We start from the raw sequence: 20899 nt of genomic DNA, 5'->3' as shown, positions 1-20899 counted from the left end.
TCCATCCTCCATTTAAATCCCCAAAAAACAAACGCCTAATCCTCCTCTACTTCAAAATACTGCAACGCCTCTTTAAGCGTGGTCGCATTTTTGCTTAAGTCGAGGTTGTGCTGATAAGCTTTCAGTGCTTCTTTTTCCTCAAGTACTGCTTTTTTGCGGAGCATTTTCAGGGTAATTGGGTTGGGGTGGCACAAATGTTGGCGGATGTAAGCATCAAAACCTTGGTGGATGCCAACCGAATTCAGTTGGTGCAACAATTCTTGTTCCTGCGTTTTGAGTACTTGCAGGTAGTTTTTAAATTCCTTATCCGGCATCAAAGTTAAATCATCGCCTTGCTTGTTGAGGTATTCGGCTTGCAGGTTGAGCAGCGCAAACAGGTCTTTGCGCTCATACGCTTCGTTGACGCTTTTGATGCGTTCAGTTTTTTCAACCTTCTTGGCCTCATCCATTTCCAGGTCAGGGTGCAGTAGTTTGACCAGTTCGTTGTAAATGTTCTTTCGAACCTTATGAATGTCTCTTTGTCTTCTGCGTTCGCGTTCTTCCTTTACTTGTTGTTTCTCGGTTTTGGGTTGTTTGGTTTCTCTCTCGGCTTGCCACTTGCGCTCGGCATCGGCTTGGGCCTTTTCGATGATTTGCTCAATGTCATCATCTTCCTCAAATTCCAGGTCAAGTCCAAAATTGTCTTGCAGCTCCTCCGCCAAATCCATTTTGGCCTGGCGCCTTTGTGCTTCCTGTTCTTCGAGGGTATATTCGGCGTATTGGTTGTAAATTTGAGTCAAGCCCTCAAAGTCGTACTGCGCGCGGAAGAGATTTTCGCAATGAGACACAATCAGGAAGGCAATCTTTTCGCGATCGCGGTTATTAAAAACTTTGTGGGGATAAAGGCTGTGTAAAGCTCGGACATCTTCCGCAAGTAATGCAAGTCGTTTGTCTTGCAGTGGCTTGATCTTTGCATTGAAAAATACCTGACCAGAGCTCATCTGCTCTTGCAATACCTCCAATTCCAATTTAAGCTTGTTGATCTCGTCCAACAAAGCATTGAACTGCTTGTAGCGCTTGGCTTGAGGACTTTTGTCGCTTTTCGTGACGTTTATGCTGATGGGCTTTTCCATGGCTATTTTTCAAAATTTAAGGCATTATCGAAGTTGCTGCCCAAAACCACTTTCAGGCGTTGTTCTGCCTGTTCCCAAGGGATGTCACGCGGAATGGAAACACGGGAACGCAGCAAATGTTTGTGCTCAGGTGGCCAATTGCGCTCCAGTAAGTCTCGCAATTCTCGGCGCAATTTGGCTTCTTTGATCCAGCGCCAGGCCAGGTAAAGGTAGGGCAACATTTGAGGGGCTACACCATTGTGACTCAACAATTGTGCGGCCAGACGTACATTAATGGGATCTTCGTGCAGCAGCAATTGCAACAGGTGCTCTTGATCCAGGGCATCAAAAATGGGAGCTTCAGGGCTAATCAGTTGCTCCAGCTCGGTTTCGTCCAGCCAGGAGATGCCATCGCTTGAGGGCAGTTTTTCTGGAAAAGGTGGCCGCGCCAAAACCCAAATCTGGGCTTGATCCAGAGGGGCCAGTTGCATTTTTTTTTGCGACAAACGCCACTCCAATTCCTGTTTTGGCAAAGTACTCCGCCCCAAGATGCCCAGTCTTGTACCTTCCTTGATGGTTTTTAAATTAAAACCTGTAGCGCGTTGCTGAAGCAAATGGCCACACAACCGCGCTTGAAAAGCTGGGATGCCCATTGCGATCCCTTTTAATAGCAAATCCAGAGACAAATGAGACAGGGGTGTTTTGTCCTGAAAAACTTCCCACAGCAACTGTCGCTGCGCTGTAGGCAGGTTTTTGCGGGTACAAGCCCGGGCAAAAGGCAGCAATTCTTTCCAGGGCGGACTGCTCGGCAATCCACTTAAAATCGAAGGCTTGGGGAGTTTCAATAGTTCGGCTGGCAGATCTTCGGTTCGAATTCCCGTTAGCGTTAGTTGATCCAGGCTCGAACATTTTGCCAGGCCACTTGCTTTTACCAAGGGATTGTGGGCCAAATTCAGACTGCGCAACTTGTGCGTGAGCAAAAGGGTCTTTGGAATCGCTGTTAGTTGGTTGCGAGCAAGGTTGAGTTTGCGCAAATTTTGGGGTAGATTGGGCAAACTGGCCAGCTTATTTCCGGCAAGATCGAGTTCTTCCAAGCGTTCGTGACTGGAAACACAGCTTGGCAATTCCCGAAATGCATTGAAGGACAGGTCCAGTTCTTTTAACCAAACACAGGTTGTCAAACTAGCGGGCAATCCAGTAAGTTGGTTTTTGCTCAATTGAAGCACCCGCAAAAAAGGTAGCCCAACCAATTGATCCGGGAGCTGATTGAGTTTGTTGTTGGATAGGTGCAGCGCATCCAAATGAGGAAACTCACCTTGCAACTCCATGCTCGAAAGCCGATTTTTAGCCAAATGAATTTTTTCTATTTTTGGCAAAGATGCGGCTTGCAAGGAAAAAGAAATAAGCTGATTATTGTCCAGCGAAAGCTCTTTGAGCAGAGGTAGCATTCGATAGGAAAAACTGCGCATGTGGTTTGAACTTAAATTCAGCCTTTGCAGTTGCTTCAATGCAGCTACGGATTCCGGAAATTGAGTCAGTTGGTTTTTTTGTAGATCCAGCTGGATTAAATTGGGCGGCAGTGCAGGAATTTCTTTGAGTTGATTGGAAGCGAGCTGCAAATTTTTTAGCGCGGTCAATTCCCGCAGTTTTAAAGGCAAAACCCGCAGTGCATTCTTGTTCAAAACCAGCGTTTCCAGCAGGGGCATTTCCCACACTTCGGGCGGAATCTGCTCCAGACCCAAACCTTCCAGCACCAATACGCTTACCTGTAAGCGGTTTTGGCGAGCAGCAGCCAGAGAGTAACAACGCATGGAATGGTTTACTTTGGGTACGGGTCAAAAATAACACTTATTTTTTATCACCCCTAAAATGGGTATATTTGTTTTGTTAGCAACGCAGAAAAATTAGCTTCCCGATTTTGGGTTTTGAATAGGAAGCCGAACGCTTCATTTCAAGTGAGCTTCCTATTCAAAACCGGCTCAAAAAACCGGGAAGTAATTTTTTGCGTCATACTTAGCGTGAGTTTTTAAGCCAGGAATATGCAGAAAGGTTATTGTATTGCTTTGTATTGCTTCCTATTCAGCCTGCTGAGTAGCGGTGTAGTGGATGTACATGGTCAAACGCTGCCGACTTACCGGGTTGACGCAGTTGAACTTCCGGGAGATATTGCGGGCAATAGCGTCAACAATATGGTGCAAGACAAGGAGGGCTACCTCTGGTTTTCTTCGCAGGATGGCTTGCACCGCTTTGATGGCTTCCAATTCAAAAGCTGGCACCACGACCCTCAAAACCCAAAATCGCTTTCCAGTTCCTACATCGAATGGTGTTTGATAGACAAAAACAACAATCTTTGGGTGGGTTCCTACGAAACTGGCTTGAACCTCTTTGACCGCAAAACCGAAACCTTCACCCACTTTGTATACGAGTCCAACCGCACCACCAGCCTCAGCAACAACCAGGTTACTTGCATGGTGGAAGACAATGTAGGCAACATTTGGGTGGGCACCGAAGATGGCCTCAACAAACTGGATCCTTTTACCCGGCGTTTTACCCGCTACCGACACGATCCTAAAGATCCCAAAAGCCTCAATTCCAACAGCATAAAATCCCTGTTGATTGACCACAATGGCATCCTATGGGTCGGCACCGGCAATCCCAACGAGTCCAATCCCGATGCTTACCGAGCGGGACTCAATCGCTACAATCCAGGCAACGGCACTTTTAACCGTTTTTCTATTGATGCAGAATTCAGCAGCAAAAACAGCATTTGGGCGCTTGCCGAAGACTCCAAAGGGACGCTGTGGCTAGGTACTACAGGCAATGGTTTGTTCTCCTTCGATCGCAATTCGAAGCAGTTTACCAAACGTACCATCGATCCCATGAATTGGGTAGGAAAAAAAGCAGGAGATGCTGAAGATAGAGTGTTTGCGCAAGTCTCTTTTATCCACGAAGACCAACACAAAAAACTCTGGATTGGCTCTTTTGGCGGTGGATTGAATGTCTACGACCCGGCAACTGGCAAGATTTTTGCCTTTCAGCAAACTCAGGATGGCAATCAAAAACTCCCCAATAAATTCAGTTTTCGCATTTGTGAAACCCGCGACGGAACCATCTTCGTCTCCACCGGAGGCATGGGTAAAATGGTGTATAAAATTCGCGCCAATACTGAAAAACTGCAAGGCTACACGCTGAGTTCGATACCGGACGCCAAGATCAATTATGTTTTTCAGTTGCTCGAAAATCAACCCGGGCAAATTCTGAGTATTTCAGGCGAGGGCCTTCATGCTTATCAACTCAATGCGAAAAAACACCAAAACTGGCCATCTGGCACCGAAGCTTTCCGCTTGCGCAAAATGGATGTCCAATCATTGTACAAAGACCGCTCAGGAGACGTATGGGTGTTGGCAAAAAATGCCCTCCTGAAATATGCAGCGGATGGCTCCAATCGCAGAGAATTGGCCCCTCAGGCCAAAACCAAAATCCGCTTACCCAGCGATATGCTGCAAACCAAAAACGGATCTATTTGGATTACCACGGCTTTTCAAGGCCTGGCGCAGTATTTCCCCAAAAACGATTCTTTGGCATTCTTCGATTTGCCCACCTACCCTTTGTCCAAATCCGTACAACGCATGTTGGCGCGTTTTGATACCCTCAAGCTGAGTCGCGGAATTGTCACCACCAACCCCATTGAAGACAGATCCGGAAAAATCTGGCTGGCCGCTGGATTCAATTTTACCCAACGGGCCCTGCAAATCAACGAGGGCGGTGCATTCTTCCGCTTTGATCCCCTTACCCAAAAGGTCACTTCTTTTTGGCCCGAAAATCTGCCCCGCCATATGCTGAGCGACCTCCTGTTGGATCGACAAGGTATATTTTGGCTAGCCATTCGCGAAGCGGGTATTTTTAAATTTGACCCAAAAACCTCAGAATTTGAAGAAGTTAGTCCCGTAGGAACCTCCAGTTCAACTTTAGGCCGGGTCAATCATTTGCTGGAAGACAAAGAGGGCTACATCTGGATGGCTACCTCCAGCGAATTGATCGAGTACAATCCCCGTCTGCGGGCTTTTTCTTTCTTTAGCCGCAACAATGGCTTGGCGGCCAGTACCCTCTATGGCTTTACTGCGCTTGAAAATGGCCGATTGGGGCTGGGTACCAACAATGGCTTTTTCATTTTTGACCCCGTTCAAATGCGTAAAAATGGCTTCCCACCGGAGCTTGCGTTTACCGATTTGAGCGTAGGCGGCAAAATCATCGTGCCGGGTACGGAGGGTATTTTACCTCAACCACTGGGTCAAATGAATCGCCTGAAACTCAATTACCGATCTAGCGTGTTCAGCATTGGGTTTTCAGCTTTTCATTACGATGATCCGCTCCACAATCGGATACAGTACATGCTGGAAAACTATGACCCCGATTGGCGTGAAGTAAAAGGCGAGCAAGCCGCGCAATACGTCAATGTTCCCTCTGGAAAATATACCTTCAAAATCCGTGCTTCGAATTCACAGGGCATTTGGAATACCAAGCCAGCCACCATTCCCGTAATCATCACGCCGCCCTGGTGGCGCACGGGTTGGGCGATGGGGGTGTTTGCAATTATTTTGGCAGTTGCCACCTGGCTTTTGTACCGTTGGAGGATGAACGTGCAAAAACAAACCCTGGAGCAAAGGGAACGAGAGCTGCAACAAGAACGGGAACAATTGGAAAGCGAGCGCCGCATGAACGAGCGTTTGCAGCAAGTAGACAAACTCAAAGACCAGTTTTTGGCCAACACCTCCCACGAATTGCGCACGCCCCTGCAAGGCATCATCGGCCTTTCCGAGGCTCTACTCGAAGACGAAAACGACCCTGAACGGAAAGCGAATCTCCTAATGGTGGTCTCTTCAGGAAAAAGATTGAATAGCCTGGTCAACGATATTCTGGATTTTTCCAAACTCAAAAATGCCGATATTGAACTTGACTTGCGCCCCATCAGCTTGCACAGCATGGCCGATGTGGTACTCAAAAACATCTCGCCACTCGTAGCCGGAAAACCAATCGAGCTGCTCAACAGCGTTTCCATAGACTTATCAGCCGCGGCCGCTGACGAAAACCGCTTGCAGCAAATCCTGTACAACTTGCTGGGCAACGCGGTCAAATTTACCGAAAAAGGCTACATCAAAATCGATGCCACCGAACAGGACAAGCTCCTGGTGGTGTGTGTAGAAGATACTGGATCTGGCATTCCTGCGGAGAAGCGAGATGCTATTTTTCAGGAATTCACCCAGGGCGACGCTTCTACCACCCGCGCTTTTTCGGGTACCGGCCTCGGATTGACAATTTCCAAAAGATTGGTGGAACTTCACGGCGGCACAATCTGGTTGGAATCAGCAGTAGGGCAAGGTTCTAAGTTTTTCTTCAGCCTGCCCAAAGCTGTCAATGAAGGCGAGCTTCCAGTGCAAAAAGTGGAATACCCCCAAAGCAATGAAGGCAAAAGCACCTTGCGCAGCTTGTTGGACGAAGTACAAAAAGCCCAGGAAGATACCGTATCGACATTGATTGGCAAAAAAGAAACCGAAATGGTCAAAGGAGTACCTGTGCTCAAGAATGGATCATCGGCGTTGGTAATCGATTCGCAAGATTCCACGGTGCACATATTGGTAGTCGACGATGAACCGATCAACCAGCAGGTGCTCAAAAGCCACCTGAGTGCGCTGAAATACGACATCACCTCGGCACTCAATGGTGAAGATGCCCTCAAAGCCCTGGAAAACGGCAAGCAGTTTGACCTAGTGCTACTGGATGTGATGATGCCCCGCATGAGTGGCTATGAAGTATGCGAGCAAATCCGCAAACGTTTTTTGCCTTCGGAGTTGCCCGTGATCATGATTACCGCCAAAAACCAGGTACAAGATCTGGTGCATGGACTCAACACCGGTGCCAACGATTACATCACCAAACCCTTTACCAAAGACGAATTCCTGGCGCGGGTCAAAACCCACCTGAACCTGCACCACATTCATACGGCTACCGGGCGCTTTGTTCCTGTTGAATTCATCCGTTCACTGGGACGGGAGAGCATCACTGAGGTGCAATTGGGCGACCACATCGAGAAAGAAGTAACGGTGCTGTTTTCCGACATCCGGGATTTTACAGGGCTTTCTGAAAAAATGACCCCAGAGGAAAACTTCCGTTTTGTCAACGCCTTTCACGGACGCCTGGGTCCGATTGTGCAAGCCAATCACGGCTTCATCAATCAATACCTGGGCGACGGCATCATGGCGATTTTTAATCAAAAACCCGAAGATGCGCTCAAGGCTTGTATTTTGATGCAAAAGAACATTCGGGCCTACAACCTGACCCGATTGACCAAGGGGCGTTCGCAAATCCGCACTGGAATGGGCATGCACACCGGACCGCTGATCATGGGCATCATCGGCGATGAAAAGCGCATGGATGCCGCTACCATTTCGGATACGGTCAATACGGCTTCGCGCATCGAGAGTCTGACCAAGTTTTATGGTGCAAATATCCTGATTAGTGAAGATTCGCTGGAGGGAATAGCCGATAAAAGCCCATTTAACCTGCGTTTTTTGGGCAAGGTTTTGGTCAAAGGAAAACAGCATGAATTGGGCATTTACGAATGCATCGACGGTGACGAACCCGAAATGCTTTGGTACAAACAAGCTACCCTGGAAGATTTTTCCAAAGGGATAGACCTGTTTTTTGCCAAAGAATTTGCCGCTGCCGCAGAAATGTTCAAAGAAAAGGTACTGCGCCGCAATCCCCGCGATGTGGCGGCCAAAATTATCCTGGCCAAAGCCCAAAATCTGGCACAAACTGGCGCACCTGAAGACTGGACGGGCGTAGAAAAAATGGATTTCAAATAAACAAGCATACTGGATGAAACACCTAATTCAAACCCTATTGAGCGGAACCGCTTTCTTGTTCTGCACTCAACTTGCTGCACAAATTACCACCCCGGCGAGTTTGAGACTCCTTCCTCCCGATCAGGAAACCTATTACCAGGTGGAGGCCAGTGTCAATGCCAAAGATTTGCAGGCGTTTCGGACTTCGCGTGGGCTGAAACTGGAAGCAATCCCCAAAAAAATGAGCTTCAACAATGCCCCAATGTCGGCAGTAAACATGAAGCTGCGGGGCAAAACTTCCCTCAAATTCCGCCGCAAAAGTTACCGTGTGGAATTGGATTCTGCTTTTGAATTCCATACCCAGCAAGGCACCAAAGCGATGGATCATTTCCTTTTGCTGAGCCTCACCATGGATCGGGGCTATTACGGCAATCGATTGGCTTTTGCATGTTTGCAGCAGGCGGGCATCAGCAACTTGTACCGCTCGTTTACCGAACTCAAAATCAACGGCCAGTCTGAGGGATTGTACAGCTTGATCCAACGGCCAGAGGACTATGCCATTGATGACTTGCATGCGCCATATGTACTGCGCCGCTCCGCGGTGGATTTCGTGGTGGCTGACTACAAATTGGCCAAAGGGCAGGCGCCAGAAGCCAAACGCAGTTACGACGAAGCGTACCAGGAACTGGTTCGTTCGGCTGAAAACCTGGAAGGTAGCGCCCAGTTTGATTTTTTCAAGACCCGCCTTGATCTCGATGCGTATTGTACCTGGCTGGCGCTGAATACCTGGTTTCAAAACGGGGATTATACCGATGAGCTGTTGTTTTATGTACAGCCCAACCAGGAGAAAGTCCGTTTTGGCATCATCCCCTGGGATTTTGACGATGTTTTTTCTACCATGCCCCACGAGGATTGGCCCCGCCGCAATGCCGCACTTGGTGAAAAACTGCTCTTCTCTTCCGAAGTGGGCCTTGATCGCGCCATCGCCAACAACCCTCAGTTGTACGCTTTTTACCTGGAGAAAATGAAGGCCTTGCTTCAGCTTTTTCCGGAAGCGCAAATGCGCAAAATGTACGCCGAAATCTACGCCGAACTGTATCCTTACTTCAAACGCCAACCCATTCTGGAAATGAGTGCCTACGACCGTCAGCTCAAAACCGACCTCCCTCGCCTGGAAAAACAAATGAATGAATCTTTCCAGTTTTTGATGAAGCGCCGCGCGAAATTGTTGGAGTTGGCGGGAGGGAAGAAGTAGGGGGGGATATACGAGGAGTTGGCGATACACTCCGCTGCTGTTTTTTTGCTCTAAAATTATCGTTTAAAAAGCTTGAAAGTCATTTCTGCATCAGCCGAATGATTGAACATACAAAAAAGAACGAACCATGCCTGACCAAGGCCCCCTCAACGACATCCAATTGATGCTTTTGCGCCTCTTTAGCAGACCAGGTTCTGCTCAAGACCTGGCAGCCATTCAAAATATCCTTCTGGACTATTATAACAATGCCTTGCAGAACGAATTGGATCGGGTGATTAAGGAGAAAAACATCAGCAAGGAAGATTATGAAAAGATTTTTTCTACTCATAATCAATCGAATATGTGATCAGCACAATTGTGCGCATAAAGTCTTTGGTGGTGAATCTGGGTTAAATTGGGTCAACCCACCATCATAGAAGGGGAAGATCTGAACTAGCGGGTACATTGCCTCACTTGCTCCCCATTAAAAAAAATCGTAGCTTTATATTTTTAGCATAGTCAAATCAAGTTTTCAAATGGTCAACTTACAAGCCACCAAAGCCAGAATCATCCAGAAACTACAGGAAACCGACGAGGAGTGGATTATTCGCAGCATTCAAAAACTGTTAGACATCCAGGATACAGAAGAAACCCTTTTCTGGAACGCGGTTGCATTGAATAATTTGGCGCACGCGTACAGTGATGATGAGCCAGATTATGATACTTATGTGGTAAAAGAACCAAATGTAGAGTACAAGGCATGAAAAGTGGAGATATCGTTTTAATTCCATTGCCTCAGTCCGATGGAGCCATCAAACGAAGACCAGCATTGTTATTGAAACAAATGCCGCCTTTTAACGATTGGCTGCTCTGTGGCATTTCTTCACAATTGCAGCAAAAAGTGGATGGCTTCGACCGGATACTTGAAAGCGATGAGGCTTTCTTTCCGCAAACTGGTTTACAACGCACCTCATTAATACGATTAGGATTTCTAGCAGTTGTTCCAAGTAGCCAAATCGTTGGTAGCATCGGCGAAATTCCAGATGAGCTTTTAAGGGAGTTATTACAAGTTTTAAGTGATTATATTCGAACTGCATAACCTCATCCCCAGCATATAAGACGCACGGCCGTGCGTCTCTACAATCCGGCATTTTTGACCCACCCAACAATACAACTTTCCCCAAAATCCCCTACCTTTCCACCGAATCAGACCATCAAACAACAAATTAACTCAAGTTTTAAGCACAAACGTCCTTAGATTTTTCCAAGTTTTTTCACACCCCTTTCTTTTTCATTGAAATCCAGATCATTATACGGCCCTCATCTATCCTGCCTGGTTAGCTGAGTTGTTTGAAAAAGTGGACATCCTTATAAGAGTATACACAAAGATAAGCTTATGCAGCTAGATCAACATATCCCTCACATATTCCTCCGATACTGCCCGCCCACCGCATACAGCGCATTCGTAATCTGCCCGAGGGAACAATATTTCACCGTTTCCATCAAAGCAGCAAAGATATTTTCATTGCGGATGGCCACCTGTTGCAAGCGTTGCAGGGCTGCAGTCCCCCATTCTGACTGAGCTTGGTGCAAGTTTTGCAGCGTCTGGATCTGCGCTTCTTTTTCTTCAGGTGTAGCCCGGATGACTTCGCCGGGCACGATGGTCAGCGAACCACCTTTGCCCAAAAACGTATTCACCCCAATGATCGGGTACTCGCCATTGTGCTTGAGCGTTTCGTAGTACAAACTTTCCTCCTGAATTTTGCCGCGCTGGTACATCGTTTCCATCGCACCCAGCACCCCACCCCGTTCGGTGATGCGGTCAAATTCGGTCAGCACCGCTTCTTCTACCAGGTCGGTCAGTTCTTCGATGATGAAGGCCCCTTGCAGTGGATTTTCGTTTTTGGCCAGGCCCAATTCCTTGTTGATGATCAGTTGGATGGCCATGGCGCGGCGCACACTTTCTTCGGTAGGCGTGGTGATGGCCTCGTCGTAAGCGTTCGTATGCAATGAGTTGCAATTGTCGTAAATGGCGTACAAGGCCTGCAAGGTGGTGCGAATGTCGTTGAAATCGATCTCCTGCGCGTGCAGGGAGCGGCCACTGGTTTGGATGTGGTATTTGAGCATTTGCGAGCGCTCGTTGGCACCGTATTTTTCCTTCATGGCCTTGGCCCAAATGCGGCGCGCCACCCGCCCGATCACGGCATATTCAGGATCGACACCGTTGGAAAAAAAGAAAGACAAATTGGGCGCAAAATCGTCGATGTGCATGCCCCGCGAGAGGTAGTACTCCACAAACGTAAAGCCATTGGAAAGCGTGAATGCCAATTGGGAAATCGGATTTGCCCCCGCTTCGGCGATGTGGTAACCGGAAATGGATACCGAGTAAAAATTGCGCACCTGGTTTTGCACAAAATATTCCTGCACATCGCCCATCAGTTTGAGGGCAAATTCAGTGGAAAAAATACAAGTATTTTGCGCCTGATCTTCCTTGAGAATATCGGCCTGTACCGTGCCGCGCACCGCATTGAGTGCTTTGGTTTTCAAACTGGCGTATAACTCCAGGGGCAAGACCTGATCGCCAGTAAGCCCCAACAACAGCAACCCCAGGCCATCATTGCCGTGCGGAATCTCCCCCTGATAAGTTGGCCGACGCATGCCGCGCTGATCGTACAGTTCTACAAATTTGGCTTCCACCAAATGCTCCAGGCCATTGGCGCGAATGTAATTTTCGCATTGCTGATCGATGGCCGCGTTCATAAAAAATGCGGTGATGGTAGCCGCCGGCCCATTTATGGTCATGGATACTGACGTACGCGGGTCGCAGAGATCAAAGCCCGAGTAGAGCTTTTTGGCATCGTCGAGGCAGCAGATGCTTACGCCCGAGTTGCCAATTTTGCCATAAATATCGGGTCGGTAATCGGGGTCTTCGCCATACAAGGTCACTGAATCAAACGCCGTCGAGAGGCGATTGGCGGGCATATCAACCGAAACATAGTGGAAGCGGTGGTTGGTGCGCTCCGGGCCACCTTCGCCCGCAAACATCCGGGTGGGATCTTCTTCCTTGCGCTTGAAAGGGAATACGCCAGCCGTGTAGGGAAACTCGCCGGGTACATTTTCGCGCAGTACCCATCTCAAAATCTCGCCCCAGTCCTGGTACTTGGGCAGCGCTACCCTGGGGATGCGGGTATGCGATAGGGTAGTCGTAAAGGTAGGTACACGAATTTCTTTGCCGCGTACTGCATATACATATTCATCAGCAGCGTAAGCGGTTTTGAGGGCTGGCCAGTCGCTGAGGATTTTTTTGCAAGCGGGTTCAATGTGCAGCTCCAGCTTCTGGTAATGTGCCTCTATTCCGGCAATTAGCTCTGGGTTGGAACCTTGGGTGCGCAGATAGTTGAGGGAAGTGTGCAGGCCAAAAAGCTGTCGTGCAATCTCCACCTGCCGTTCTACCCAGCGATCGTAGCCCCGGTTGCTCTCGGCAATTTCCGACAAATACCGCACCCGCTGAGGTGGAATGATGTATACTTTTTCGCTTATTTCAGTGCTGGTCGCTAGGTTGGAAGGCAGGTTTGCGCCGGTTTTTTCCACCAAAACCTGCATGACTTTGCGGTACAACCTATTCATGCCCGGATCGTTGAATTGGGCGGCGATGGTGCCAAACACGGGTATCTCTTCCAGCTCGGTTTGCCAAAGCTGATGCGCCCGCTGGTACTGTTTTTTGACGTCGCGCAGGGCATCCAGTGCGCCGCGCTTGTCAAATTTGTTGATCGCAATGACATCCGCGTAATCGATCATGTCGATTTTTTCCAGCTGCGTTGCCGCCCCGTATTCAGGGGTCATCACGTAGAGTGACACATCAGAATGGTCTACAATTTCGGTATCCGACTGCCCGATGCCAGAGGTTTCCAGAATGATCAAATCGTAGCCAGCAGCCTTGAGGATATTCACTGCGTCCGACACATAGCGGGATAGCGCCAGATTGGATTGCCGGGTGGCGAGCGAACGCATATATACCCGAGGGTTGCTGGCGGCGTTCATCCGAATGCGGTCGCCGAGCAATGCCCCGCCCGTTTTGCGTTTGGAGGGGTCGACGGATACAATGGCTATGTTTTTATCCGAAAAATCGAGTAAGAAACGCCGCAACAGTTCGTCTACCAAACTGCTTTTGCCTGCGCCGCCCGTACCAGTGATGCCCAGCACCGGGATGACTTTGTGCGCGACTTCCTGGCGGATTTGCGCCAACCAATCCCGATTGGCCTCGGGGTAGTTTTCGATGGCCGAAATCATTCGACCAATGCTGCGGGCTTCGCGGAGCTGAAAGGTTTTTAGCTCCCCATTGAGGTGCTGACCTACCGGGAAATCACATTTTTCCAACAAGTCATTGATCATGCCTTGCAGTCCCATTTGCCGGCCATCGTCGGGCGAGTAAATGCGCTCGATGCCATAGGCCTGCAATTCGGCTACTTCGTGGGGCAGAATGGTGCCGCCACCGCCGCCAAAGATCTTGATGTGCACCGCACCCTGTTCTTTGAGCAGGTCGTGCATGTATTTGAAAAACTCCAGATGCCCGCCCTGATAAGAAGTGATCGCAATGCCTTGCACATCTTCCTGGATGGCTGCATCCACAATCTCGCGCACCGAGCGGTTGTGCCCCAGGTGGATGATTTCAGCACCCGAACTTTGCAGAATACGGCGCATGATGTTGATTGCTGCATCGTGGCCGTCAAAGAGAGAGGCAGCGGTGACGAGGCGGATTTTATACTTGGGCTGATATGCGGTGATGGCTTCCATAATTTGGCGATCTGATCGTGTGGGGTAAAATTAGGCAAAAGCACGCAAAGGCACAGGGAAACTTGAATTCGAGACAATACATGGAATTAATATTTACTTAACATGTATTTTATACTTTTGCGCATGTTTTCATTTAATCTCCAAACACTATACAATGAATAAATTTTTACAAATTGCTTTGACTGTTACCGTTATGGCAATCACTTTCACTGGCTTGAATGCCCAAAAACCATTCACCCTCAAGCCAGTAGCTACGCACTACACGGATGTCTTCAACCAGGGCTCTGCTGAAATTGTAGCTTATGACCCAGGCAGCAAAAGATTATTTTTCTCCAATGCTTTGGCCAATACCATCGGCGTATTGGACATTAGCAATCCACTTTCTCCCAAGAGTGTGGACACCATCGCATTAAATGCCTATGGCGGCATTGTCAACAGTGTTGCTGTTTTTAATGGCATCGTGGCGGTGGCCGTACAAGCTAAAGTCAGTACCGACAATGGCAAAGTTTTGCTTTTCAACACCAACGGCGACTTGCAAAAAGAATACACCGTAGGCGCACAGCCTGATATGGTGGTCTTTTCTCCTGATGGCAAAAAAATCCTCACTGCCAACGAAGGCGAACCCAGCGCGGATTATACCACCGACCCTGAAGGCTCAGTGAGCATCATCGATGTAGCCAGTGGTACCGTTCAAAATGTGACCTTTACCGATTTCAATACCAAAGCTGCCTACTTGCGCAACCGTGGCGTACGCATTTTTGGGCTCAATGCAACTACTGCCAAAGACATCGAACCCGAATACATCAGTGTGGCGCCAGACAGCAAACGCGCTTATGTCACCCTGCAAGAAAACAATGCTGTTGCCATTATCGATATCGCAACCGCAAAGGTATTGGACATCGCCCCAATGGGTTTCAAAGACCACAACAGTGGCACTCCTGTGCTGAACCAGTACTACCTCAACGCACAAATCAATCTGCCAAGCCTGGGCAAGCCAGTTTATGGCGGTGGCAAACCAGAGATTAAACTCAGTGGTTTTTCTGGCTTGTTTTTGGACAAAACCCAATCCTCTGATTCGGTTTATGTACTGTACACCGTGCCCGACCGTGGCCCCAATGATGAGCCAGTCGTAACCACCAGAGCAAGAGGCACCGGCAATGTTTTTTCTGATGTGGATTTGCGCCCATTCAAATTGCCCGATTACCAAGGCCGGATTGTAAAATTCAGCTTCAATCGCCGCAGTGGTAAAGTCAAACTGGATACTCAACTGTTGTTGCGTCGCTTGCAGGATGGAGTGCAGATACCCATTACGGGCCGCACCAATGTACCTGGCTACGATGAAGTACCCGTGACGTACATGGATTCTATGACGAAGTACAAAGTCACTGACTGGGTAGATACCCTGACCAAAGTACGTTATACCGAACTGCCTTACGATCCATTTGGTGGCGACTTTGAGGGAATTATCCGCGACAAAGATGGCAACTTCTGGCTTTGCGACGAAAACCGCCCTTCAGTATACAAATTCAACCCGAGTGGGTTGATGCTCAATCGCTATGTGCCCAAAGGAACCAGTGAATTGGGGATTGTTCCGATAGAACCAGGATTCTACGGCGAAGAAACCCTGCCCGCTGTATACGGCAAACGTTGGGCCAACCGTGGTTTTGAAGCCATCGCTTACGACACCGAAAAGAACATCGTTTATGCCTTTATTCAATCGCCAATTGACAATCCTAGCTCTGCTGTGGTGCGCAACAAGTCAGACATCATCCGCATCTTGGGTCTCAATCCGGCCACGGGTAAGCCAGTGAGCGAATACGTTTACTTGTTGGATCGCAACCGTGAAACAGGCTTGGCAATCAGCCGGGTAGACAAAATTGGCGACGCAGTTTTTCTTGGAAAAAACAAATTCATGATGCTGGAACGCGATTCAAGCATACCTGGGCAACCTACCGGCAAAAAATACGTATTTGAAGTTGACCTAACCGGCGCCACCAACCTGATGGCCGATACCACCAACGCCAAATTGGCTGCCAAAACCACTTCTGCCGGAGCTACCGATAAAACCCTGGAGATGATGACAGCCGACGATTTGGCTGCCGCAAAAATCCGTCCGGTTGCCAAGCGCAAAATCCTCAACCTGCCAAGCGCTGGCTATCAGGCAGGTGACAAACCAGAAGGCATTACCGTGCTGCCCAATGGCAATATTGCAGTGATCAACGACAACGATTTCGGCCTCGCCGGAGCAGGATTGACCGATACCATTTCACTGGGTGTTTTCAGCTTTGGCAACAACAACTCCCTGGATGCAAGCGATCAGGACAACGGCGTAAACCTGCGCAATTTCCCGGTTCTGGGGATGTTCCTGCCCGATGCCATCAAGACATTCAGCCACAACAACCGCATTTTCTACATTACTGCCAATGAAGGAGATGCCCGTGCTTATACTGGTTTTAATGAAGAGACCCGGATTGGTTCTATGAAATTGGATCCTACCGCTTTCCCTAAAGGTGACAGTTTGAAAGCCAATGCCTTGATGGGGCGTTTGCGTTCTACCAATGCCAATGGTGATCTGGATGGCGATGGCGATTTTGACCAAATTTATTCTTTTGGTGGTCGTTCTTTCTCCATCTACGATGACCAGGGCAACCAGGTATTCGACAGCGGCAACGACCTGGAATTGAACCTGAGCAAGGACCCTCTATTCAGCAAGTATTTCAACTCAAACCACGACAACAACAACTCATTTGATACCCGCAGTGACGACAAAGGCCCAGAGCCAGAAGCCGTAACCATTGCCAACCTCAATGGCGTACGTTATGCTTTGATCGGACTGGAACGCATCGGTGGTATTGCCGTTTACAACCTGAATAATCCGTTGAAACCTGTTTATGTTGGCTATTTCAACAACCGCAACTTTGCGGCTACTGCCAATACGCGTCAGGCGGGAGACCTTGGTCCTGAAGAAGTGTTGTTCATTGCGCCAGATCAAAGCCCTTCGGCTGGAATCGCCCTGGTGGTAACTGCCAACGAAATCAGTGGTACCATCACCATTTACACTACCGATGATCGTTTGGTGGATGTAGATGAGCCTAAACTTTCAAAGGTCAACGTCGTGTTTTACCCCAACCCGGTAAGCCAGGAATTGTATTCCAACATCAGTTCCAATTATCAGGTGTTTGATACTTTTGGTCGCTTGGTGCTGAGCGTTCAAGCCACCAACCGCATTCCGATGGCCAACCTGCCAACTGGAACCTACATTGTAAGAGATGTAAAAAACAATGTGGCTAAAAAAGTGATGAAGTTCTAAGGAACGGATTTTTTAGCTAGAGAGTTTAGCTGAATAGAAGTGCAGCATTGATTTTTGAATCAGTGCTGCACTTTTGTTTTATGGGTTCTTGGTGTTTTGGTAATGCCGCACCAACACATACTTCCAGAAAGTAAACCAGGCCGTAGACGAACAAATGATCAATCCATACAATCCATCGCGATAGCCCTGCTTCAGGAAGTACATTTTGAAAAATTTGAACCCCGGGTTGAATACCAAATTAAGCCAGGAGCTGCGCTTGCCTTTGCGCACCATTTCTTTGGCACCTATCTCGGCGTATTTGTAAAGCACATCAAAATGCTCCTTGAACGAACTGCTGGTATAATGGAGTAAATCTCCTTTCAAAAATTGAGTACTTACTCCCGCTTGCAATTCGTACCGATCGTGGGGGTTTTCGCCTGCCCATTGACCCAAGCGGGCATCCCATAGCCGCAATTTGCGATCGGGATACCAGCCGCTGTGCCGTATCCATTGCCCGCAATAATTGTTGAGACGATTGAACGCATAGCCTTGAGCAGTCCAGTCGTTTTTGACTGCCAAAATTGATTGACGCAATTCATCCGACAAGGCTTCATCGGCATCCAAGGACAAGACATAAGGCGAGCTGGCCTGAGTGATGGCCCAGTTTTTCTGCTGAATATGCCCTTCAAAAGCGTGTTGAATAAATTTCACACCGTATTGCGCACAAATGGCCTCAGTGCGGTCTTGTGAAAAGGAGTCTACCACCACGATTTCATCAATTACGCCTTGCAGGGAAAGGAGGCAACGCTCGATGTTTTTCTCTTCGTTGTAGGTAATGATTACTGCGGATAACGAAACCATAGGTTGTTGGTCTTCAAAATTTAGCTTTTCAAAGGTAGAACTTATCTTTTAACTCAACATAAATTGATTTCGTGCATTATAATTTTTAATTTGTGGTGCTTTTCATCCGATTGACTAACCAATTCCTAAACACTCATGGCAGAATTTACACTTAAAGTCAATGGCACAAAATATAAGGTTGAGGCCGCAGCAGATACGCCTTTGCTTTGGATTTTGCGCGACCACCTTGGGCTGACTGGCTCCAAATACGGTTGTGGCATTGGCCAATGCGGCGCTTGTACCGTACACATTGGCGGCGAAGCAATGCGCTCCTGTGCACTCCCCATCTCCTCTGTTGGCAAAGCGGCAGTGACCACCATCGAGGGCTTGTCCAAAATAGGCGATCACCCGGTACAACAAGCTTGGAACGAGGTCGATGTACCTCAATGTGGCTATTGCCAGGCTGGACAAATCATGTCAGCCGCCGCCCTGCTCAAGAAAAATCCAGCGCCTTCTGATGCCGACATCAATTCTGCCATGGCCGGTAACATCTGCCGCTGTGGTACTTACAACCGCATTAAGGAAGCCATTCATGTAGCCGCAAAACTCGTTAAATCATGAAGACATCCAATATACAATTCGATCGCCGCTCCTTCATCAAAGTAACCGCGAGCGTAGGTGGTGGCATGATGGTAGGCTTGAGCTGGACGGCCAGTGCAGCAGACATCGATGAAAACCTGCCCCTTGAACCGGTTACGTTCAATGCCTTCGTAAAAATCAGCCCTGATGGAGCCATCACTTTAATGTCGCCCAACCCCGAAGTGGGTCAAAACATCAAAACGGCCATGCCCATGCTGGTAGCTGAAGAGCTGGATTGCGATTGGAACAAGGTAGTAGTGGAGCAAGCTGGCCTCGACTCCAACAAATATACCCGCCAAGTGGCTGGAGGCAGTGGATCGATTCCGGCTTCCTGGAAACCCTTGCGTACCGCTGGTGCTACCGCTCGCTTGATGTTGATCAGTGCTGCAGCCAAGCGCTGGAATGTCAAACCAGAAGAGTGTACTACTGACAATGGGGTCGTACTGCACAAAGCTTCTGGCAAAAAAGCCACTTACGGCGAGTTGGCTACAGAGGCGGCTACCCTGGAAGTACCCAAGGATGTGCCACTCAAAGCGGTAAAAGATTTCAAGATCATCGGCAAGTCTTTCAAGGCCGTTGACAACAAAAAGGTCTTTACCGGAAAACAGGAATTTGGCCTTGATTTCAAACGCGAAGGCATGCTCTACGGCGTAGTGGCCCGCCCGCCCGCTTTTGGCATGAAAATCAAATCGGTCAATGATACCCGCGCCAAATCCATGTCTGGCATCAAGCAGGTTATCCGCTTTGGCAACAAAGTAGCAGTATTGGGCAATTCCACCTGGGAAGTACTCAAAGCCCGCGAGCGCCTCAGCATCGAGTGGGAAGTAGACACTAAGTTGGAAAGCACCGCCGATCACGATGCCAAAATGCAGGAACTGCTGGGCAAGCCCGTTGAAAAGCCACAACGCAAAGACGGCGATGCCCTGGCCAAATTTGAAGGCGCGAGCAAGGTGATCGAGGCGACCTATGAAGGTCCTTTTTTGCCCCACGCACCAATGGAACCGATGAACTTTTTTGCCCACGTCAAAGAAGACAGCGCAGAGTTGATCGGCCCAACCCAAAACCCTGCCCCTGCCCGCAAAGCAGCAGCTCAGGCTACAGGATTGCCCGAAGAAAAAATTAGCGTGATGATGACCCGCATGGGGGGAGGTTTTGGTCGCCGTTTGAACAGCGATTTCGTAGCCGAAGTAGCCGAAGTGTCCAAATTGGCCAAAGCACCCGTAAAAATCATCTGGACGCGGGAAGACGACATGACCGGGGGCATTTACCGTCCGGCCTGTCATTATACTTACCGTGCCGCCCTCGATGCGCAAGGCAACATTATTGGGTTTCATGCCCGTGGTGCAGGATTGAATGTGGGCAACCCATTGCGGGAGCACAACTTTCCCGCTGGAGCATTGACCAACTACCTCGCCGAAGGCCACAACTACCAGAGCAACGTGACCACAGGGCCATGGCGGGCTCCGGTGCACAACTTTCTGGGTTTTGCGGAGCAAAGCTTCCTTGACGAAATCGCCATCGCCAGTGGTAAAGACCCCGTGCAAATGCGCCTGGATTTGTTGGATCAAGCCGAAAAATCTCCAGTAGGCGATGTGCGCTACAAAATCGATCGCTTCAAAAGCGTGATCGAGTTAGCCGCCAAAAAAGCCAATTGGGGCAAAGCGCCAGCAGGCGTTTTCCAGGGTTTCAGTGCTTACTTTTCGTTCAACACCTACGTAGCGCAAGTGGTCGAAGTAACCCTGGAAGCCGGACAGCCCAAAATTAAGCGGGTCGTTTGTGCCGTGGATTGCGGCGTAGTAGTCAACCCCTCGCACGCCAAAAACCAGATTGAAGGTGGGGTGATAGACGGACTTGGCCACGCCATGTACGGCCAGTTGACTTTCAAAGACGGGGCGCCCGAACAAAACAACTTTGATACCTACCGCATCATCCGTATGGCCGATGCGCCACCGGTGGAAGTGCACTTCGTTGAAAATGAATTGGATCCAACCGGATTGGGCGAGCCGACCTTGCCGCCGATTGCCGGAGCGTTGGGCAATGCCATTTTCCGGGCAACGGGAATTCGCTTGCGCAAACAGCCATTCAGTTTGAACGGAGGCAAAAACGCCTAGTAGCGGCGGCCCTATGTGGCCGCTGCAATGTTAAGTTGAGGTGCCTATTAGCGGCG

12 protein-coding genes are annotated in these 20899 nt (G+C 49.0%); 8 read left to right on the top strand and 4 right to left on the bottom strand.

What is annotated here, in order from left to right; all coding sequences use genetic code 11:
- Positions 1 to 35: 35 nt before the first annotated feature.
- Both ABW391_RS20605 and ABW391_RS20600 read right to left on the bottom strand, forming a co-directional pair.
- Positions 36 to 1112, bottom strand: a complete 1077-nt coding sequence (locus ABW391_RS20605; protein WP_353483803.1) for a hypothetical protein — start codon at positions 1110 to 1112, stop codon at positions 36 to 38.
- 2 nt (positions 1113 to 1114) lie between these two features.
- Entirely contained in the window at positions 1115 to 2902 is a 1788-nt protein-coding gene (locus ABW391_RS20600) for a leucine-rich repeat domain-containing protein (protein WP_353483802.1), read from the bottom strand.
- A gap of 228 nt (positions 2903 to 3130) precedes the next feature.
- Here ABW391_RS20600 and ABW391_RS20595 point away from each other — a divergent pair, with 228 nt between their 5' ends.
- The 5 genes from ABW391_RS20595 (at position 3131) to ABW391_RS20575 (ending at position 10269) form a co-directional block, all read left to right on the top strand.
- The gene (locus tag ABW391_RS20595) at positions 3131 to 7957 is read left to right on the top strand and encodes a two-component regulator propeller domain-containing protein (protein ID WP_353483801.1); all 4827 of its coding nucleotides are present in this window, start codon (positions 3131 to 3133) and stop codon (positions 7955 to 7957) included.
- A gap of 13 nt (positions 7958 to 7970) precedes the next feature.
- Entirely contained in the window at positions 7971 to 9191 is a 1221-nt protein-coding gene (locus ABW391_RS20590; protein ID WP_353483800.1) for a CotH kinase family protein, read from the top strand.
- A gap of 127 nt (positions 9192 to 9318) precedes the next feature.
- Positions 9319 to 9537: a DUF8507 family protein gene (locus ABW391_RS20585; protein ID WP_353483799.1), complete on the top strand. Its 219-nt coding sequence runs from the start codon at positions 9319 to 9321 to the stop codon at positions 9535 to 9537.
- Positions 9538 to 9706: 169 nt separating this feature from the next.
- Positions 9707 to 9934 carry a hypothetical protein gene (locus ABW391_RS20580; RefSeq protein WP_353483798.1) on the top strand — a complete coding sequence of 76 codons (228 nt, stop codon included), beginning with the start codon at positions 9707 to 9709 and terminating at the stop codon, positions 9932 to 9934.
- The gene (locus tag ABW391_RS20575) at positions 9931 to 10269 is read left to right on the top strand and encodes a type II toxin-antitoxin system PemK/MazF family toxin (RefSeq protein ID WP_353483797.1); all 339 of its coding nucleotides are present in this window, start codon (positions 9931 to 9933) and stop codon (positions 10267 to 10269) included. The genes ABW391_RS20580 and ABW391_RS20575 overlap by 4 nt, the downstream gene beginning before the upstream one ends.
- Before the next feature lie 320 nt (positions 10270 to 10589).
- On the opposite strand, the gene ABW391_RS20570 is transcribed toward ABW391_RS20575, so the two are convergent.
- A complete protein-coding gene (locus ABW391_RS20570) occupies positions 10590 to 13964 on the bottom strand; it encodes a methylmalonyl-CoA mutase family protein (protein ID WP_353483796.1) in 3375 nt (1124 codons plus the stop codon).
- Between the two features lie 154 nt (positions 13965 to 14118).
- Between ABW391_RS20570 and ABW391_RS20565 the strand changes: the two genes are divergently transcribed.
- Positions 14119 to 17274, top strand: coding sequence for a choice-of-anchor I domain-containing protein (locus tag ABW391_RS20565; protein ID WP_353483795.1), 3156 nt, complete (start codon positions 14119 to 14121; stop codon positions 17272 to 17274).
- A 78-nt stretch (positions 17275 to 17352) separates the two neighbouring features.
- Here ABW391_RS20565 and ABW391_RS20560 read toward each other — a convergent pair whose 3' ends face one another.
- Positions 17353 to 18114, bottom strand: coding sequence for a glycosyltransferase family 2 protein (locus ABW391_RS20560; RefSeq protein ID WP_353483794.1), 762 nt, complete (start codon positions 18112 to 18114; stop codon positions 17353 to 17355).
- Positions 18115 to 18249: 135 nt separating this feature from the next.
- Between ABW391_RS20560 and ABW391_RS20555 the strand changes: the two genes are divergently transcribed.
- Positions 18250 to 18714 (top strand): (2Fe-2S)-binding protein, encoded by a 465-nt coding sequence (locus tag ABW391_RS20555; RefSeq protein ID WP_353483793.1) that lies wholly within the window; start codon positions 18250 to 18252, stop codon positions 18712 to 18714.
- Entirely contained in the window at positions 18711 to 20843 is a 2133-nt protein-coding gene (locus tag ABW391_RS20550; RefSeq protein ID WP_353483792.1) for a xanthine dehydrogenase family protein molybdopterin-binding subunit, read from the top strand. The genes ABW391_RS20555 and ABW391_RS20550 overlap by 4 nt, the downstream gene beginning before the upstream one ends.
- Positions 20844 to 20899: the final 56 nt, after the last annotated feature.

Source organism: Haliscomenobacter sp., from assembly GCF_040403615.1.
In the GTDB taxonomy this organism is placed as follows: domain Bacteria; phylum Bacteroidota; class Bacteroidia; order Chitinophagales; family Saprospiraceae; genus Haliscomenobacter.
Note: the sequence above shows the minus strand (reverse complement) of the source record. Positions and strands in the feature narration are given on the sequence as shown.

Excerpts from the sequence above, each read along its gene's own strand:
- ABW391_RS20605 (WP_353483803.1), bottom strand. The coding sequence starts at position 1,112 with ATGGAAAAGCCCATCAGCATAAACGTCACGAAAAGCGACAAAAGTCCT.
- ABW391_RS20600 (WP_353483802.1), bottom strand. The coding sequence starts at position 2,902 with ATGCGTTGTTACTCTCTGGCTGCTGCTCGCCAAAACCGCTTACAGGTA.
- ABW391_RS20595 (WP_353483801.1), top strand. The coding sequence starts at position 3,131 with ATGCAGAAAGGTTATTGTATTGCTTTGTATTGCTTCCTATTCAGCCTG.
- ABW391_RS20590 (WP_353483800.1), top strand. The coding sequence starts at position 7,971 with ATGAAACACCTAATTCAAACCCTATTGAGCGGAACCGCTTTCTTGTTC.
- ABW391_RS20585 (WP_353483799.1), top strand. The coding sequence starts at position 9,319 with ATGCCTGACCAAGGCCCCCTCAACGACATCCAATTGATGCTTTTGCGC.
- ABW391_RS20580 (WP_353483798.1), top strand. The coding sequence starts at position 9,707 with ATGGTCAACTTACAAGCCACCAAAGCCAGAATCATCCAGAAACTACAG.
- ABW391_RS20575 (WP_353483797.1), top strand. The coding sequence starts at position 9,931 with ATGAAAAGTGGAGATATCGTTTTAATTCCATTGCCTCAGTCCGATGGA.
- ABW391_RS20570 (WP_353483796.1), bottom strand. The coding sequence starts at position 13,964 with ATGGAAGCCATCACCGCATATCAGCCCAAGTATAAAATCCGCCTCGTC.
- ABW391_RS20565 (WP_353483795.1), top strand. The coding sequence starts at position 14,119 with ATGAATAAATTTTTACAAATTGCTTTGACTGTTACCGTTATGGCAATC.
- ABW391_RS20560 (WP_353483794.1), bottom strand. The coding sequence starts at position 18,114 with ATGGTTTCGTTATCCGCAGTAATCATTACCTACAACGAAGAGAAAAAC.
- ABW391_RS20555 (WP_353483793.1), top strand. The coding sequence starts at position 18,250 with ATGGCAGAATTTACACTTAAAGTCAATGGCACAAAATATAAGGTTGAG.
- ABW391_RS20550 (WP_353483792.1), top strand. The coding sequence starts at position 18,711 with ATGAAGACATCCAATATACAATTCGATCGCCGCTCCTTCATCAAAGTA.